The 17,204-nt window shown below is 63.9% G+C and carries 16 protein-coding genes; 10 read left to right on the top strand and 6 right to left on the bottom strand.

Annotation, left to right across the window (positions count from 1 at the left end):
• Positions 1–240 precede the first annotated feature (240 nt).
• The 4 genes from P6U23_RS38615 to P6U23_RS38600 form a co-directional block, all read right to left on the bottom strand.
• A complete protein-coding gene (locus P6U23_RS38615; protein ID WP_407177505.1) occupies positions 241–1,740 on the bottom strand; it encodes a L,D-transpeptidase family protein in 1,500 nt (499 codons plus the stop codon).
• Between the two features lie 260 nt (positions 1,741–2,000).
• Positions 2,001–2,963 (bottom strand): acetyl-CoA carboxylase carboxyltransferase subunit alpha, encoded by a 963-nt coding sequence (locus P6U23_RS38610; protein ID WP_407177504.1) that lies wholly within the window; start codon positions 2,961–2,963, stop codon positions 2,001–2,003.
• A gap of 180 nt (positions 2,964–3,143) precedes the next feature.
• Complete coding sequence (xerD, locus tag P6U23_RS38605) at positions 3,144–4,100, bottom strand: site-specific tyrosine recombinase XerD (protein WP_407177503.1); 957 nt, start codon at positions 4,098–4,100, stop codon at positions 3,144–3,146.
• Positions 4,101–4,117: 17 nt separating this feature from the next.
• Entirely contained in the window at positions 4,118–4,264 is a 147-nt protein-coding gene (locus tag P6U23_RS38600) for a histidine kinase (RefSeq protein WP_407177502.1), read from the bottom strand.
• Positions 4,265–4,407: 143 nt separating this feature from the next.
• Between P6U23_RS38600 and P6U23_RS38595 the strand changes: the two genes are divergently transcribed.
• From P6U23_RS38595 to P6U23_RS38585, 3 genes are read left to right on the top strand one after another with little or no spacing between them, the layout of a single operon-like run.
• Positions 4,408–5,040 (top strand): shikimate kinase, encoded by a 633-nt coding sequence (locus tag P6U23_RS38595; protein ID WP_407177501.1) that lies wholly within the window; start codon positions 4,408–4,410, stop codon positions 5,038–5,040.
• Positions 5,037–6,185, top strand: coding sequence for a 3-dehydroquinate synthase (aroB, locus tag P6U23_RS38590; protein WP_407177500.1), 1,149 nt, complete (start codon positions 5,037–5,039; stop codon positions 6,183–6,185). Before P6U23_RS38595 ends, aroB begins: the two co-directional genes overlap by 4 nt.
• 8 nt (positions 6,186–6,193) lie before the next feature.
• Complete coding sequence (locus tag P6U23_RS38585) at positions 6,194–7,501, top strand: HlyC/CorC family transporter (protein ID WP_407177499.1); 1,308 nt, start codon at positions 6,194–6,196, stop codon at positions 7,499–7,501.
• A gap of 75 nt (positions 7,502–7,576) precedes the next feature.
• On the opposite strand, the gene P6U23_RS38580 is transcribed toward P6U23_RS38585, so the two are convergent.
• Positions 7,577–7,846, bottom strand: a complete 270-nt coding sequence (locus tag P6U23_RS38580) for a BolA family protein (RefSeq protein WP_407177498.1) — start codon at positions 7,844–7,846, stop codon at positions 7,577–7,579.
• A gap of 107 nt (positions 7,847–7,953) precedes the next feature.
• Between P6U23_RS38580 and P6U23_RS38575 the strand changes: the two genes are divergently transcribed.
• On the top strand, positions 7,954–8,595 hold the full coding sequence (locus tag P6U23_RS38575; RefSeq protein WP_407177497.1) for a J domain-containing protein: 642 nt from the start codon (positions 7,954–7,956) through the stop codon (positions 8,593–8,595).
• A gap of 42 nt (positions 8,596–8,637) precedes the next feature.
• On the opposite strand, the gene P6U23_RS38570 is transcribed toward P6U23_RS38575, so the two are convergent.
• Positions 8,638–9,303 (bottom strand): DedA family protein, encoded by a 666-nt coding sequence (locus P6U23_RS38570; protein ID WP_407177496.1) that lies wholly within the window; start codon positions 9,301–9,303, stop codon positions 8,638–8,640.
• A 309-nt stretch (positions 9,304–9,612) separates the two neighbouring features.
• On the opposite strand from P6U23_RS38570, the gene cobS reads away from it, so the two are divergent.
• The 6 genes from cobS to P6U23_RS38540 all read left to right on the top strand — a co-directional run bounded on the left by cobS (position 9,613) and on the right by P6U23_RS38540 (position 17,202).
• On the top strand, positions 9,613–10,611 hold the full coding sequence (cobS, locus tag P6U23_RS38565; protein ID WP_407177495.1) for a cobaltochelatase subunit CobS: 999 nt from the start codon (positions 9,613–9,615) through the stop codon (positions 10,609–10,611).
• A 136-nt stretch (positions 10,612–10,747) separates the two neighbouring features.
• Complete coding sequence (gene cobT, locus P6U23_RS38560; protein WP_407177494.1) at positions 10,748–12,655, top strand: cobaltochelatase subunit CobT; 1,908 nt, start codon at positions 10,748–10,750, stop codon at positions 12,653–12,655.
• 4 nt (positions 12,656–12,659) lie between these two features.
• Positions 12,660–13,730 (top strand): esterase-like activity of phytase family protein, encoded by a 1,071-nt coding sequence (locus tag P6U23_RS38555; RefSeq protein ID WP_407177493.1) that lies wholly within the window; start codon positions 12,660–12,662, stop codon positions 13,728–13,730.
• 208 nt (positions 13,731–13,938) lie between these two features.
• On the top strand, positions 13,939–15,051 hold the full coding sequence (locus P6U23_RS38550) for an NADH:flavin oxidoreductase/NADH oxidase (protein ID WP_407177492.1): 1,113 nt from the start codon (positions 13,939–13,941) through the stop codon (positions 15,049–15,051).
• A gap of 96 nt (positions 15,052–15,147) precedes the next feature.
• The gene (locus tag P6U23_RS38545) at positions 15,148–15,564 is read left to right on the top strand and encodes a hypothetical protein (RefSeq protein ID WP_407177491.1); all 417 of its coding nucleotides are present in this window, start codon (positions 15,148–15,150) and stop codon (positions 15,562–15,564) included.
• Between the two features lie 126 nt (positions 15,565–15,690).
• On the top strand, positions 15,691–17,202 hold the full coding sequence (locus tag P6U23_RS38540; protein ID WP_407177490.1) for a CHAD domain-containing protein: 1,512 nt from the start codon (positions 15,691–15,693) through the stop codon (positions 17,200–17,202).
• Positions 17,203–17,204 lie beyond the last annotated feature (2 nt).

Below are 17,204 nucleotides of genomic sequence, written 5' to 3'. Positions count from 1 at the left end.
CACATCCTTTATTGCTGTTTGAAAATTCAATCGGAAATCAGGTGAACGCCGATACCCGCTCGTCATCGCCCGCGAAGGCGGACGACCCAGTACGCCGCGGCCTCGCTGTGCAAGTCGAACGTCTCTGGAATACTGGATCACCCGCTTTTGCGGGTGATGACAGCGATCTGCGAGACTCGCAATAACGCGAGTGGCTGTTTGAAATTCGAATCTGAGCTGCCACGCCTTGCCGGCGATGAACTACTTCATCGCCGAGAAGCGGCTCTCGAATGAGTTGGCCGAGACGATGGGCTGGGCGCCGCTGACCAACCCATCCTTCGCCGGGGCTGACGACGTATCGGCCTGGCTGTCGGCGATCGAGCGCTTGAGCGCCGGTGGACGCGCTGCCTGCCTGGCTTCGGTCGATCTTGCTGCGGCCACGCGCGGAGCCGAGGCCTCGGCGCGCGCCTCGTTGTGCTTGGCATCGGCCACCTTTTGCTTGGCGGGAGGTGCGGCCGGCGGGCTTGCGGTCGCAGTCGTATCGGCCGTCGCGTTGCTCAGGCCCATCTTGCGGGCGAGACCCGAGAAGAAGCCGCCGGATTGTTCGCCCGATGCCGACGCCATCTTGGTCGCCGGGGTCGCCGTGGGCGCGGGTGCCTCTGGGGCGGGGGCCGCGGCAACGGCCACCGCCTCGTCGGCGCCGGGCGCGTGCGGCGGATTGACCGTCGGAGGGATGGTCCCAGGCAGCTTCGAATAAGACGCGACCGCCAGGTCCTGGCCCTGGCCGCCCTCGGACAGGCCCGTGCTGGCCCCGGGGACGTGCGAGGCGAACACCTGGTTCATGCCGCCGTCGATACCGGTGTTGAGCTTTGCGACCGGCGTGCCCTTCGCCACCAGCTTGGCGTATTCGGCTTCGTCCTGCTGCTGCTTCTCGCGTACCGGTCCGGCGATCTCCTCGGGCACCACATAGGGCGGGCATTTCGCCGAGGCGTTGAACACCGGATCACGCGTCGCATCCGGTGTGCGGGCTGCATCGAAGACGTAATGCTTCTCGCAGAAATCGACCTTCGGCTCCTGGCGCGTGACCTCGAAATGATCATAGCCTTCCTTGATCATTTTCCAGAACGCCATGCTCGGATTGTTGCGGTGCTTGGCCATGTTCGCGGGCGTCATCCGGAACGGATAGGCCTGGAACTGAAAGGCCTTCTGGCCGCCGAAGAAGGATTCGCGGCCCAATGCATAGATCTCCGCGATCTGCTCGTCGGTCATCGCGTAGCAGCCGCGCGAGGAGCAGTCGCCATGCACCATCAGCTCCGAGCCGGTGTGGCCGAGCGCACGGTCATAGGCATTGGGGTAGCCGGTGTTGAAGGAGAGATAATAGGCCGATTGCGGGTTCATCTGCGCCGGCGTGATCGAATAAAACCCCTCGGGCGCCTGGCGGTCGCCTTCGCGCGTCTTCGGGCCCAGATCACCGGACCAGCGGCAGATCGGGTAGGTCTTGAGCAGCGCGAACTTGCCGGAGCGGTTCTGCTTCCAGACCTCCAGTTCGGCTTCCTGCTTGAAGACGCGGATCAGGATCGGCGATTGCAGATCCATGTCCTTTTCCTGCATCGCCGCGATCAGCTTGGGCGGAACGGGCTGATTGGCCTTGGCGTTGCTCGCCAGCGAAACCTGGTCGGCATCGCAGCCGGCGAGAAACGCGCCAATGGCGGCGAGCGCAGCCGTGGTGGTAAGCGCGCGGACCAGCGAGCGATTAATCAAGGCAGAAGCTCCACACCCACCGGGCGATCTCGCAACCCCAATTAGCAGCGCGATGCCCTGAAGCCATTGATTAAAATACTACCCTTTGACCCCTGCCCGCAACCTGAACAGGGTGCGTCGGCAGGCCCGATAGCCCCATGGTCAACCGAAAGTTAAATCCCGCGTCTTGGCCTAATTGGGGCCGAAAGCGGCGGCCTCAGCCAAAAACGGGAGGCAAAAAAGGCGGCGCTCACGCCCGCATTTGCCGGAAAATTGAACGCTCAGCCGAGCTTTCGGCCGATATCGAGGAATTTTTGCCGCCTTTGCTTGCGGATCGCCTCGGCGTCCAGCCCACGCAATTCACTGAACGCCTGGTCGATGGCTTCGCCGGTCGCGGCGATCATGGCGGCAGGGTCGCGATGCGCGCCGCCCACGGGCTCTTTCAGGATCGTATCGATCACGCCAAACCGCAGCATGTCCTGGGCGGTGATCTTCATGTTGTTTGCGGCTTCCTGGGCCTTGGTGCCGTCCCGCCACAGGATCGAGGACGCCGCCTCCGGCGAGATCACGCTGTAGATCGCGTGTTCGAGCATCAGGACGCGATTGGCGGTGGTGATCGCGATCGCGCCGCCGGACATCCCCTCGCCGGTGACGATGGCGACATTGGGCACCCCGAGCGAAAGGCAGGCGTCCGTGGAGCGCGCGATCGCCTCCGCCTGGCCGCGCTCTTCCGCGCCGATGCCCGGATAGGCTCCCGCGGAGTCCACGAGCGACAGTACGGGGATGCCGAAGCGATCCGCCAGCTCCATCAACCGTACCGCCTTGCGGTAGCCTTCGGGGCGGGCCATGCCGAAATTGTGCTTGATGCGGGAGTCGGTGGAATTGCCCTTCTCCTGGCCCATCACGCAGATGCTCTCGCCGCGGAAACGGCCGAAGCCGCCCATCAGCGCCTGGTCCTCGCCGAACTTGCGATCGCCGGCGAGCGGCGTGAAATCGGTGATGAGCTCGCCCACGAAATCGGTGAAATGCGGACGCTGCGGATGCCGCGCCACCAGCGTCTTCTGCCACGGCGTGAGATTGGCATAGAGCTCGGCCAGCGCCTGCGCCGCCTTTTCCTCGATCCTGGCGACCTCTTCGCTGATGTCGGTGCCCGACGCCGCCAGCGCCCGCAGCTCGTCGACCTTGGAGTCGAGTTCGGCGACCGGCTTTTCGAAATCGAGGTAAGAGCGCATCTGGTCCGGCATAATTCCAATATAGGTAACGACGTGTGTGGGAACGAAGCGTGCCCGGAAGGCACGCTTTTCCAAAGGGTTAACGTGTCATCCGGCCGCGGCTGCCCTTCTCGGATCACCTGCTCGAACGGCCTTTGGGCGGAAAGCTCTTTCGTGGGATCGGGGACGGAAGTCAAGCGCGGCAAGCGCCTCTCACTTTTCCGCCAGCGGGTGCAGGTCGCGCACCAGGCTCTTCAGCCGCTCCTCCACGACGTGGGTATAGATCTGGGTCGTCGAAATGTCGGTGTGCCCGAGCAGGGTCTGGACGATGCGCAGGTCGGCGCCGTTGTGAAGCAGATGGCTCGCGAAGGCGTGCCGCAGCACATGGGGCGACACCTGTCGCGCGGAAAGCCCGGCGGCGACCGCGAGCTCCTTCAGGTCGCGGGCGAAATGCTGGCGCGTCAGGTGGCCGCTCTCGCCGAAGGAGGGAAACAGCCATTTCGAGCTCACGCTGTTCTTCTTTTTCGTCCCCTTGAGCGCATCCATCGCGGCAAGATAGTCCGCCATCGCCTGCCGCGACGCGTCGTTGAGCGGGACGAGCCGCTCCTTGGCGCCCTTGCCGCGCACCACGATCATGCGGGCGTCGCGCGTTGCAGCCGAGCGCGGCAGCGCCACCAGCTCCGAGACCCGCAAGCCGGTGGCGTAGAGCACCTCGAGCAGGCAGTAGAGGCGGAATGCGCGCAGTCGCTGCAGCGGCGAGGCATCGGCGGCCTGCGTCAGCTCGTTCGCCCGCGCCAGCATGCGGTCGACGTCCTTGATCGAGAGCACCTTCGGCAGGCTGCGCCCGCGCTTGGGTCCGGACAGGATCGCTGCCGGATCGTCGCTCCTGATGCGTTCGCTCAGCAGGAAGCGGAACAGATGGCGCAGGGCCGAGAGCCGCCGCGCAACGCTCGAGGACTTGAAGCCGCGGGTATCGAGGTCGGCAAGATAGTTCCGCAAATCCTCGGTGGTCGCGGCAATGAAGCTCTGAGCGTTGCGGGCAAGAAAGTCGGAGAGGTCGACGAGGTCGCGACGATAGGCACCAAGCGTGTTCTCGCCGGCGCCCTGTTCCGCGGCCAGCATGTCGAGGAACAGGCCGATCAGCTTCTCGTCAGAAGGCTTGGTGCGCATCCCGTAGATCCTGCCGGCTATCTCTTGAGGAATTTGTCCGGCGGAATAGTGACGGTCATCTCCCGCGGCTTGGGATTGACGAAGTTCGCCAACGCATAGATCGCGCCATAGGCGATGGCGCCGATGATGGCGACGACCGTCAGGAAACGGAACAGGCTGGGCATTTCGGGGCCTTAGACAGGCGCATTAACCATTGAAATCATCCAACATGTTCGCATCCGAGTTGCAAGACTCTCTGGCAAGTCCGCAGGAGGGGGTAGTATAGGTGGCTTCAGTGCGGCCTCGGCCGCGAGCTTCTGAGCCGGAAATGCCTGAGATTGTCACGTCGCCGACCGAAAATCCCACGCCCGAGGCGGAAATCCGCGCCGCCCTCGGAGCGCGGCTGATCGTGCTCGTCGGCATGATGGGGGCGGGCAAATCCACCATCGGCCGGCGACTGGCGGCGCGGTTGCAGCTACCCTTCGTCGACGCCGATACCGAAATCGAGGCGGCGGCCGGCATGTCGATACCGGAGATTTTTGAGGCCCATGGTGAGCCGCATTTCAGGGATGGCGAGGCGAGGGTGATCGCGCGGCTTCTGGAGGGCGGGCCTGCCGTGCTTGCCACCGGCGGTGGCTCGTTCATGCGCGAGGAAACCCGCCGTCGCGTCAATGACAAGGCGGTCTCGATCTGGCTCAAGGCCGATGCGGACGTGATCATGCGCAGGGTCCGGCGCCGTGCCGATCGTCCGCTGTTGCAAACCGCGGATCCCGAAGCCACCGTCACCCGACTGATCAGCGAGCGCGAGCCGGTCTATCAATATGCCGACCTGACGATCGCCTCGCGCGACGTTCCCCATGACAAGATCGTCGATGAATGCATGGCGGCGCTGCACGCCCATCTTTGCGGCGATGGTGCTGCGACCGACGCATCTTCCAGTATCGTGGGAGCGGCACGGTGACGGCGCCGCTCAAACGCTCCGATTCCATCATCGTCGATGTCGCGCTTGGCGATCGTGCCTACGACATTGTTATCGGCCGGGACGAGCTGGCCTCGCTTGGTGAGCGGATCGCCGCGCTTCGCCCCGGCGTGCGCACGGCCATTGTGACCGATCGCAACGTCGCAATCCATTGGCTGGAAAAGACCGAGGCGGCGTTGGCGCGGGCCGGCATTGCAAGTTCGCGCATCATCGTCGATGGCGGGGAAGGCTCGAAGAGCTATGCGACGTTCGAAAAGGTCAGCGAAGCGCTGATCGCGGCCAAGATCGAGCGCAATGATCTGGTGATCGCGCTTGGCGGCGGCGTGGTCGGCGATCTCGCGGGCTTTGCCGCAGCGACGCTGCGCCGCGGCGTCGATTTCGTGCAGGTGCCAACCACGCTTCTCGCCCAGGTCGATTCCAGCGTCGGCGGCAAGACCGGGATCAATTCGCCGCAAGGCAAGAATTTGATCGGCGCCTTTCACCAGCCGGTGCTGGTGATCGCCGATACCGCCGTTCTCGACACATTGCCTCCGCGGCAGTTCCGGGCGGGCTACGCGGAAGTCGCCAAATATGGGGTGCTGGGCGATGCCGCCTTCTTTGGCTGGCTGGAAGCCAATCACGCCGACATCTTCAAAGGGGGGCCTGCGCGCGAGCACGCCATCGCGACCTCCTGCCGTGCCAAGGCTGCAATCGTTGCGCGCGACGAGCGCGAAACCGGCGACCGCGCGCTGCTCAATCTCGGCCACACCTTCGGCCACGCGCTTGAGGCCGCAACGGGCTTTTCCGACCGCCTGTTCCATGGCGAGGGTGTCGCGATTGGCACGGTGCTGGCGGCCGAGTTCTCCGCCTCCCTCGGCATGATCCCGCCCGCCGATGCGGCGCGGATCGAACGTCACCTTGCCGAAGCTGGGCTGCCCACCCATCTACAGGACATCGCGGGATTTGCTCAGGAAGGGCTTGCGGACGCCGATGCGCTGATGGCGCTGATGGCCCAGGACAAGAAGGTCAGGCGCGGAAAATTGACCTTCATCCTGCTGGAGGCGATCGGCCGCGCCGTGATTGCCAGGGATGTCGAGCCTGCGCTGGTGCGGGATTTCCTCGGCGCCAAACTCGCGGGCCACAAATAGCAACTGCCATGGAATGGCTGACAATCTCAGTGGTGGTCGTGCTGCTCGCGATCTCCGCGTTCTTCGCAGCAAGCGAAACCGCGCTGACCGGCGCCTCGCGCGGCAGCATGCTGCGGCTGTCGAAGCAGGGCAGCCGCGACGCCGCCATCGTCTCCGATCTCGTCGCAAACCGCGAACGCCTCATCGGTGCGCTCCTGCTGGGCAACAACATCGCCAATATCGGCGCCTCCGCGCTCGCGACCGGCATTCTGACGTCGTGGTTCGGGGATGTCGGCGTGCTCTACGCCACCGCCGTCATGACCGTGCTGGTGGTGATCTTCGCCGAGGTGCTGCCGAAGACGATTGCCATCAACGCGCCAGACCGGTTTGCGCTTCTGGTCGCGCGGCCCATGCGGGTCACTGTCACCGTGCTCGGGCCGCTATCGGCGGTGGTGGAGGCCGTGGTGCGCGTTCTGATGCGGGCGATCGGCGTGAAGATCGGCGCCAATCAGCCGATCCTATCCCCCATCGAGCGCCTGCGCGGCGCGGTCGATCTGCTCCATAGCGAAGGAAAAGTCGAAAAGACCGACCGCGACATGTTTGGCGGGCTATTGGACCTCCGCGAGTTGCAGGTGTCCGACGTGATGGTCCACCGCACGGAAATGGTGACCATCAATGCCGACCTGCCGCCAGAAGAACTGGTGCGGGAGGTGCTTGCCTCGGAATACACCCGGATTCCCTTGTGGCGCGACAAGCCGGAAAACATCGTCGGCGTGCTGCACGCCAAGGACTTGTTGCGTGCGATTCGTGCGTCCGAGGGTGACACCTCGCACATCGACGTCTCGACGATCATGCTGCCGCCCTGGTTCGTGCCGGATATCCGTCCCGTTTCCGAGCAGCTCAAGGCATTTCGCCGCCGCAAGACGCACTTTGCCCTGGTGGTCGATGAATATGGCGAGGTCGAGGGCATCGTCACGCTGGAGGACATTCTGGAGGAAATCGTCGGCGACATCGCCGACGAGCAGGACGTGGTCGTGGCCGGCGTGCGCGCTCAGCCGGATGGTTCGGTGGTGGTCGACGGCTCGGTGCCGATCCGCGATCTCAACCGCGCCATGGACTGGAATCTGCCTGACGAAGAGGCAACCACCGTCGCCGGCCTGGTGATCCACGAGGCGCGTTCGATTCCGGAGCGTGGCCAAAGTTTTACCTTCCATGGCTTTCGCTTCCGTGTGCTTCGGCGCGAGCGCAACCGAATCACCGCGCTGCGGATCGTTCCGGTACCGCGGGAGACCGAGATCGAGGAGCAGAAGCCGAAGCGGGCGGGTACGGCCTTCTGAGGTCTCTCGTGGTGAGGAGGCGCGTAAGCGCCGTCTCGAACCCTCATGCCATCTCGCGTAGGCGGTAACGTGCGGTCAGCCTTCCCCCGGCGCCTTGGCGTGGATGGCAAGCGCGTGCACCGAGTCCGCGAGTTCCGCGCTCAGTGCCGCATTAATCATGCGGTGGCGTTCGACGCGGCTCTTCCCTTGGAAGGCCTCCGACACGATATAAACCCTGTAGTGTGTCTCGCCGCCCGGCCTGTGGCCTGCGTGCCCTTCATGCAGATGTGACTCGTCACGGACCTCGAGGCTTTCGGGAGCGAAAGCTTCGCGCAATTTGTTTGTGATAATGTCTCGGGTAGCCATGGCTGCGGCAATAAATCCGCTCGCCGGTTTCGTCAATTGCGTCGGGAGTTGAAGGATTCACAATGTCAAGACTTGAAGCTTTCCGCGTTGCGTAGTCAAAGTCCGCCATGCCGATCGACACATCCAAATTCTTCGATTCCATTCGCATCAACAAGCGGAGTGCGAAGCAGGAAACGCAGGTGCGCGAAGCCGCGGTGCCGTGCCAATGGCCGGACTGCAAGAACAAGGGCACGCATCGCGCACCCAAGGGCCGCGACAACTCGCGCGAATATTGGCACTTCTGCCTCGATCATGTCCGCGAATACAATCAGTCCTATAATTTCTTTTCCGGCATGAATGCCGAAGCCGTCGCGCGCTATCAGAAGGACGCGCTGACCGGCCATCGCCCGACCTGGAAAATGGGCGCCAATACCAGTGCCCGGCGCGTCACCGGCAGTGCCGCGGATTTCGACGGCGCCGCCGATCCGTTCAGCATGTTCGGCGAACTCAATGGCCGCGGCGGTTTCGGGACCCGCCCCGAGACCAATTCCAAGCCCGAGACGCGCAAGGTGTTCAATGCCGAGCGCAAGGCGTTGCAGGTCATGGGATTGGAGGCCGACGCCACGCTCGAGGACGTCAAGGCAAAATACAAGGCGCTGGTGAAGCAGCACCATCCCGACGCCAATGGCGGCGACCGCTCCACGGAGGATCGGCTGATCGAGATCATCAAGGCCTACAATTACCTGAAGACGGTAGTGCGCGCGAGCTGAGCTGCACGTCGGCCCGGCACCGGCAATGGCCGAACGCGGGCCTTAGCGCTGACCTCTCACCCGCTCGGCCGCCGGCTGCATTTCGTTCTGGCGGCGGCGTATCATCCAGCCTGCCAGCGTCACGACGACTGCGCCGGCGATGACCGCGACGATCCAGTAGTGCTTAAGGCCGACATGATGCGGGACCCCGCCATAGCGGTGCAGTGCGGTGATCGCCAAGACGCCCGGCAGGACGTGCGCGGGTGCCCATAGCAGGACGGCGGGGACATTGGCGGCGAAGAAGCGCATCGGCGGCATGCCGAGCGCGCCAGCGGTGACCGGCACGAAGGCGCGGATCGGCGGCACGAACCGCGCAAAAAACACCGCCCAAATCCCCCAGCGCCGGAAGAACGTCTCGCTCTGCTCGATCAGGCGCGGGTATTTGTTGAGCGGCCAGGCGTCCAGGATCTCTCGCTGCGTCCGATGCCCGCCCCAGAACGCGGACCCATCGCCGAGCAGCGCGCCGACGACCGCCGCCGCCAGCACCCACGTCAGCCTCAATTCCCCGCCCGGGATCAGCGCGCTCAAGGCCAGAATGATGGTCGAGCCAGGAACGACCGAGCCGACCACCGGAACCGCTTCCAGGAGCGCAGCCAGAAACAGCGTCAGGTAGGCAAGCCACGCGTTTGCCGAAACGAACGTAACGAGGCTATCAAGATAGGAAGTCACAGAGTTTCCGTGGCTTAACGACCGGCCCTTGGTCCGCCGGGTCAGGGATAAGTAGGATCAAACGCAGAAAGTGCCATGGACAGCGGAACCCGTCCGCCACCTTTCCATAAGAAGGAAAAATGACGGCTGATTCGCAAGGCAGCCCTCCCAAAACCGCGTCACATGCATATCTCAATGAAAAAACAACGGAACTTTGATTCGGCCGCGGGCTTCTGCGAACCGCCGCCGTCTGCTAGGCTTATTTGAGCACCCAACCGCAGCCGCAACTTGCTATTTGGTTTCGGGAATGCCCGGGACCTCGGAGGATTAATGACGACCGTCGCCCTGCCCAATATCGAAGAGACCGTCGGACTGCCCGACATGAAGGTGTCGGTCCGGCAGGTTTTCGGAATCGATAGTGACCTGGAAGTGCCCGCTTACTCGGAAGTCGACCCGCATGTTCCGGAAGTCGACGCCGATTACCGCTTCGATCGCGCTACCACACTCGCCATTCTCGCCGGATTTGCCAAGAACCGCCGCGTCATGGTCACCGGCTATCACGGTACGGGCAAATCGACCCATATCGAGCAGGTCGCGGCCCGGCTGAACTGGCCCTGCGTGCGCGTCAACCTCGACAGCCACATCAGCCGTATCGACCTGGTCGGCAAGGACGCGATTGTCGTCAAGGACGGCAAGCAGGTCACCGAGTTCCGCGACGGCATTCTCCCCTGGGCCTTGCAGCACAACATCGCGCTGGTGTTCGACGAATACGACGCCGGCCGCCCCGACGTGATGTTTGTGATCCAGCGCGTGCTTGAGGTCTCGGGCCGCCTGACGCTGCTTGACCAGAACAAGGTGATCAAGCCGCATCCTGCGTTCCGCCTGTTTGCCACGGCCAATACGATCGGGCTGGGCGATACATCGGGCCTCTATCACGGCACCCAGCAGATCAACCAGGGTCAGATGGACCGCTGGTCGATCGTCACCACCCTCAACTATCTCGCGCATGACGAGGAGGTCGAGATCGTGCTGGCGAAGGCGCATCACTATCGCACCCAGGAAGGACGCGACACCGTCAACAAGATGGTGCGGCTCGCCGATCTGACCCGTAACGCCTTTGCCAATGGCGACCTGTCGACGGTGATGAGCCCCCGCACGGTGATCACCTGGGCGGAAAACTCGGAGATTTTTGGCGATATCGGCTTTGCCTTCCGTGTGACCTTCCTCAACAAGTGCGATGAACTCGAACGGCCGCTGGTGGCCGAGTTCTATCAGCGCTGCTTCAACGCCGAGCTGCCGGAATCTGCGGTCAACGTGGCGCTTTCCTAAGAGAGGTCGTCCCGGCGAACGCGGGGGCCGATGCCGCGGAATCGTTCAGTAGGGCGATACTGCTGGTTTCTCGGGTGGCAACGACTGCCGGTGGTTATGGGTCCCCGCTTTCGCGGGGACGACGAGCTGGATAACGATGACAACCTCCAACATCAAATTCCGCCCCGGAACGAAGGAAGCACCAACCGAGCCTTTCAAGCGCGCGGTGACCGCCTGCCTGCGCGCAATTGCAAAAACGCCCGAGCTCGATGTGAGCTTTGCGGCCGAGCGGCCCGGGCTCGCACCGGGCAAGGCGCGGTTGCCCGAGCCCGCGCGCAAGATGACGCGGCGGGATGCGTCGATCGTGCGCGGTCATGCCGATTCGATTGCGCTGAAACTCGCCTGTCACGATCCCAAGGTGCACCGCCGGCTGATGCCGGGCAATCCGCAGGCGCGCGGCGTGTTCGAGGCGGTGGAGCAGGCGCGGGTGGAAGCGATCGGTGCGCGGCGGATGGCCGGCGTCGCCAAGAATCTCACGGCGATGCTCGACGATCACTTTCATCGCGGCAAGTTCGACGAGATCACGGACCGCGCGGATGCCCCGCTGTCGGATGCGCTTGCCATGATGGTGCGGGAACGCCTGACCGGCCTTCCGCCGCCCGCGGCTGCGAAAAAGATGGTCGATCTCTGGCGTCCGATCCTGGAGGACAGGATCGGCAAGCGGCTCGATCAGCTCAGCCGTTTCACCGAGGATCAGGCGAAGTTCGGCGACCTCGTGCATGATCTGTTGTCGGCACTCGATCTCGGGGATGAGCGCAATGCCGAGGCCGACGAGGACGAGAACCAGGACGACAACCGCGAGGGCGAAAGCGAGCAGTCCGGCGCTGAGGGTTCGCCGGATAGTGATGCGGCCCAGGAAATGAGCGCCGATCAGGCTCAGGCGACCACAGAGGAAATGTCGGAAAGCGCGATGGAGAGCGCACAGGCCTCCACCAGCGATACTTTCGACGATAGCGAACTCGGCGATGACGAAACGCCGGGCGAAGCGACGCGGCCCAATTTCCGCGGCGCCAACGAGCCGCGGGGGCCCGAATATCATGCCTTCGCGCCGAAATTCGACGAGGTGATCGCGGCTGAGGACCTCTGCGACCATGATGAGCTGGAGCGCCTGCGCTCCTACCTCGACAAGCAGCTCGCGCATTTGCAAGGCATCGTGGCGCGGCTTGCCAATCGCCTGCAGCGGCGACTGATGGCGCAGCAGAACCGCGCCTGGGAGTTCGACCTCGAGGAAGGCATTTTGGATCCGGCGCGGCTGTCGCGCGTGGTCGTCGATCCCTATCACCCGCTGTCCTTCATGCGCGAGAAGGAGGCGACCTTCCGCGACACGGTGGTGACGCTGCTGCTCGACAATTCCGGTTCGATGCGCGGCCGCCCGATCACGGTGGCGGCGACGTGCGCCGATATTCTCGCCCGCACGCTGGAGCGCTGCGGCGTCAAGGTCGAAATCCTGGGCTTCACCACCCGTGCCTGGAAGGGCGGGCAGTCACGCGAGGCCTGGCTCGCCGCCGGCAAGCCGCCCAATCCGGGCCGGCTGAACGATCTGCGCCATATCATCTACAAGGCAGCGGATGCGCCGTGGCGACGCTCGCGCAAGAATCTCGGCCTGATGATGCGCGAGGGGCTGTTGAAGGAGAACATCGACGGCGAAGCACTTGATTGGGCGCACAAGCGGCTGCTTGCCCGGCCCGAACAGCGCAAGATCCTGATGATGATCTCCGACGGCGCGCCGGTCGACGATTCCACACTGTCGGTCAATCCCGGCAATTATCTCGAGCGGCATCTGCGCCATATTATCGAAGAGATCGAGACGCGTTCTCCGGTCGAATTGATCGCAATCGGCATCGGCCACGACGTGACCCGCTATTATCGCCGCGCGGTCACCATCGTCGATGCCGAGGAGCTCGGCGGTGCCATCACCGAAAAGCTCGCCGAGCTCTTCAGCGAGACCCACGCGGCACCGGTCAAACCGAGCGGGAACGGGCAGCGGCGTCGGCTGCATTCGTGAGCTGATGCGCACAAACCTCTCTCGCCGTCGCTTTCTTCAGGTTTCGGCGGCGGGGCTTTCGGCCATCGCGGTGCCGGGGATCGCCTGCGCTCAATCCGCGACGCAACCGCCGGCGAAATCGGCGGCTATCGACGAACATTCCGTCACCGCTCCGGTCTCGATCGAGGTCAACGCGCGGCCCATTCCTTCCTTTGACCCGCGCGACCATTCGCATATCCGTTTTGGTTCGCTGGAATATCGCAGCGGATTGGTACTCACCTCGTCCTTTCCGGGCTTTGGCGGACTGTCGGCGATTCGGCTTGATGCCAGGGGCGAGCGGTTCATCGCGCTCAGCGACAGGGGCGGTTGGTTCACCGGTCGCATTGTTTATTCCGGACGCGCCATGGTCGGGCTCAAGGACGTCGAGGCGGCGCCGATACTGGGGCCGGATGGCAAGCCGATCACCGCGCGCGGCTGGTACGATTCGGAGTCGCTCGCGCTGGATCGTCAGTTCGCTTACGTCGGCCTCGAGCGCGTCAACCAGGTCTTGCGATTCGATTTCTCCGAAGGCTTCACGCGGTCGCGGGGCGAACTGGTGCCAATGCCGCCCGCGGTCAAGAAGCTTCCTCACAATAAGGGACTCGAAGCGCTTGTCGTTGTGCCCCACGGGCTGCCGCTAGCGGGCACTCTGATCGCGCTGTCCGAGCGAGGGCTCGACCGCGACGGCAATCTGATCGCGTTTCTGGTTGGCGGACCTTCACCTGGGCAGTTCTCCGTGCGCCGCACGGCCAATTTCGATATCAGCGACGCGGTGCTGCTGGCGTCCGGGGATCTCTTGATCTTGGAGCGGAAATTCTCCTGGATCTCCGGTGTCGGCATCCGCATTCGTCGCATTGCGCTTCCATCGATCATGCCCGGTGCGCTGGTCGATGGCCCCGCGATCTTCGAGGCCGATCTCGGCGAGGAGATCGACAATATGGAGGGGATCGATGCCTATGTGACGGCGGAGGGCGACACCGTCCTGACTCTGGTCTCCGACGACAATTTTTCGCTGATTCAGCGCACCTTGCTGCTGCAGTTCACGATGGTGGAGTGATTGTCGCCCGCAGGAAAGCCACCGAATCCTCGATGCGCTCGGCCCGGGGCTACTTCTGACCGCGCCTGCATGCAAACGAGGCAGACCATGCGCGGGCGCATTGCCGCCCACCGGCCCGTGCAGTTGGAAATCTCGCCGGCAACCACCTAATCTCTTCCAACGCCATCTCTCCCAACGCCGTTTCCTTCCAGTTCCGGAGCTCCCTTGCATGAGCGCCTTGTTTTCCCCGATCGAGCTGCGCGGTCTGTCGCTGCCCAACCGCATCATGGTCGCGCCGATGTGCCAATATTCGGCCGTCAATGGCGAAGCCACGGACTGGCATTTCACCCATATTAACTCGCTGGCCCTGTCGGGTGCGGCGATGTTCTGCATCGAGGCCACTGGAGTGGAGGCGATCGGCCGTATCACGCCGGGCTGCCTCGGCCTTTGGAATGAGGCTTGCGAAGCCGCGCTCACACCGATCATTGCTTCGGTGCGGAAGCATTCCAACACCGCGATCGCGATTCAGCTTGCGCATGCCGGGCGTAAGGCGTCGAGCCAGCGCCCCTGGGAAGGCGGGCAACTGATCCCGCCGGATCAAGGTGGCTGGCAGCCGGAAGGACCATCTGCCGTTCCACACAAGCAGGACGAAGCGGCGCCGCGGGCGCTTGATCTGCCGGGACTTGCGCGCGTGCGCGAGGCCTTTGTTGCTGCGGCCAGGCGCGCAATGCGTCTCGGACTCGATGCCGTCGAGCTGCACTGTGCCCACGGCTACCTGTTGCACCAATTCCTTTCGCCGATCTCCAACCAGCGCACCGACCAGTATGGTGGCTCGCTGCAAAATCGCATGCGCTTTCCGCTGGAGGTGTTCGAGGCCATCCGCGCGGCGGTGCCGGCCGAAAAGCCCGTCGGTATCAAGGTGTCGGCGACCGATTGGATCGAGGGCGGTTGGGATCTCTCCCAGACCATCGAACTCGTCAAGGAATTGAAGCAGCGTGGGGTCGACTGGGTCGACGTGTCTTCCGGCGGCGTATCGCCGAAACAGAAGATCCCGCTTGGCCCCGGCTATCAGGTGCCGCTTGCCGCAGCCATCAAGGCGGAAACCGGCGTCACCACTATGGCCGTTGGCCTGATCACCGAAGCCAAGCAGGCGGAGGAGATCGTCGCATCCGGCAAAGCCGACATGGTCGCGCTCGCGCGCGGCATGCTCTACGACCCACGCTGGGGCTGGCATGCCGCCGCCGAGCTCGGCGGTCATGTGAGCGCGCCGCCGCCCTATTGGCGCGCCGCGCCGGCGGAACAAAAGGAGCTGTTTGGCACCACGCGTTTTGGTACGAGGTAAGGCAGTCCCCCGTCGTGCTGAAGGGGCGGAGCTGCCAATGGGTTTCGCGCCCCAGGGAAAAGGACTAAGGTGGCGGCCTAACTGCCGGTTGGCACCATGCAAACTCGCTTCAGAAGATTTGCTCACGTGCTGGAGCGTTGCGGGCTCGCGCTGGCCGGCGCGGCTTGCGGGCTCTTTGTTGCGGCCCATGTCGGCTCCAGCATCAGTTTTCTGACCACGCAGGGCTTTCTGCTCATCATGATGATCGTCGGCGCGATCGGCTTCTATCTCGGCATCGACACGCCGCCCTTGCCGTTCCATGATGATGAGCTGGCCGAGCCCAAGGTGGATTCCGCGGAACTCCTGAGCGCGGCAGGCACATTTTTGGCGACGCTCACTGCGTTCTTCTCCGTCGCGATCATCATTCTGCGCCAGGAGCCGCACATCGCCTGGACAATCCTGATCATGTTGGGCTGGTCGCTCGGCGTCGCCATGCAAATCATTTCCGGCGCCATCGCGCGAGCGCGCGCGTAACCGGTTCTCTGGCTCCACCTTTTTTCGGCAACCGGCCTCGCACCAGCCTTCTGCGTTGTTCGCAAGCCGGAACAAGCTGCCGCGGAACTCCTTTAGCGTATGTGAAGACTGGCTGGAGCAAGGACCGTGGGCGCCGAAGTTGAACTTAAGCTTGCAACCTCTCGAAGCGGCTTGCGCAAGGCGCTGGCGCTGCCTTGGCTGAGGAAGATGGCGGGCGAGAAGGTCAGCAAACAGGACCTGACTTCGGTTTATTTTGACACCGATGACCGTGCGCTGCGCGCGCACGGCGTCTCCTTGCGTGTGCGCAAGAACGGTGAACGACGGTTGCAGACCATCAAGGCGGCCTCCGACCTGCCGCTGGCGCGTTCGGAATGGGAAACCGAGATCGATCGCGACCGTCCGAAACTGGAACTTGCCGCAAGCACCGCGCTCGCGCCGCTCTTGACGGACGAGGTCAGGCAGCAACTGAAGCCCGTGTTTGAGACGCGCGTCGAGCGCGTGGTGATGCCGCTTCAGTTTGGCGACAGCGAGATCGAACTCGCGCTCGATCGAGGCCGCGTCGGAACGGCCGATAGCAGCGTCGACATCGCCGAGATCGAGATCGAGCTGAAACAGGGCGAACGCCACGATGCAGCGCGCTTGGCAAGGCGCCTCGCGGAGCACGTGCCCGTTACCTTTGGTCCGCGTGCCAAATCGGAGCTGGGCTACGCGCTGCTTGATCACGCGCTCGATGCGCCGGTGTTTGCTGCTCGTCCTGCCACGATTGCACCTGCCTCCACGGCCGCGGACGCCTTTGTCATCATCGGCTACGCCTGTCTGCGCCATCTCGCCAGCAACGAGGCCGCGGTGCGCAGCGGCGAAGCCGAGGGTGTTCACCAGATGCGCGTCGGCCTGCGGCGGTTGCAGACGGCGCTGTCGCTGTTCAAGAACATGTTGCGGGGCGCGGACACGGAACGCCTCAAGCGCGAGCTGAAATGGCTTACCCGACAGCTCGGACCGGCGCGCGACTATGACGTATTCCTTTCTGGGATCGTGAAGCCCTATCTCGTCCATCATCCGGATACTGGTGTGTTCGAGGCCCTCGCGCATCATCTGGAACGAGAGCGCGACGGTGCTTTTTCGCGCGCCCGCGCCGCCGTGGACAATGAGCGCTTCCGCCGCCTCCTGCTCGACTGCGTGCTCTGGCTGCTCGACGGCGAATGGCGCAACGGCGACGATCCGCTGCTGCGCGCCTTGCGCGAGCGCCCGGCGCGCGGGTTTGCGCAGGAGAAACTGGGGCGGCGGATGCGCAAGGTCGTGAAACGCGTGCGCAAGCTCAAGAGGCTCGATGCGCGCCGGCTCCATAAGCTGCGCATCGCCGTGAAGAAGGTTCGGTACGGCCGGGAGTTTTTCGCGAGCCTCGATCCGGATCGCCGCGGCCGCAAGGTGGACCGTGCACTGAAAAACCTGCAGAGCGCGCTTGGCGACCTCAACGACATGCGGGTGCATGCCTTCCTAGTCCGCGATCTCGCGCGGGCCAATGGCGCGGCGCGCAAGGCGTTTGCCGCGGGCTATCTGACCGGCCGCGAAGAGGTGCGGGCGGGCGAAGTGCTGTCGGAAGCCCTGGCGGCCGGTAAACGCTTGCGAAAGGCGGCATGAAC

The sequence above is a fragment of the Bradyrhizobium sp. STM 3562 genome (assembly GCF_045571435.1).
GTDB lineage: Bacteria > Pseudomonadota > Alphaproteobacteria > Rhizobiales > Xanthobacteraceae > Bradyrhizobium.
The sequence above is the reverse complement of the archived record's forward strand: the minus strand, read 5'-3'. Positions and strand labels throughout refer to the sequence as shown.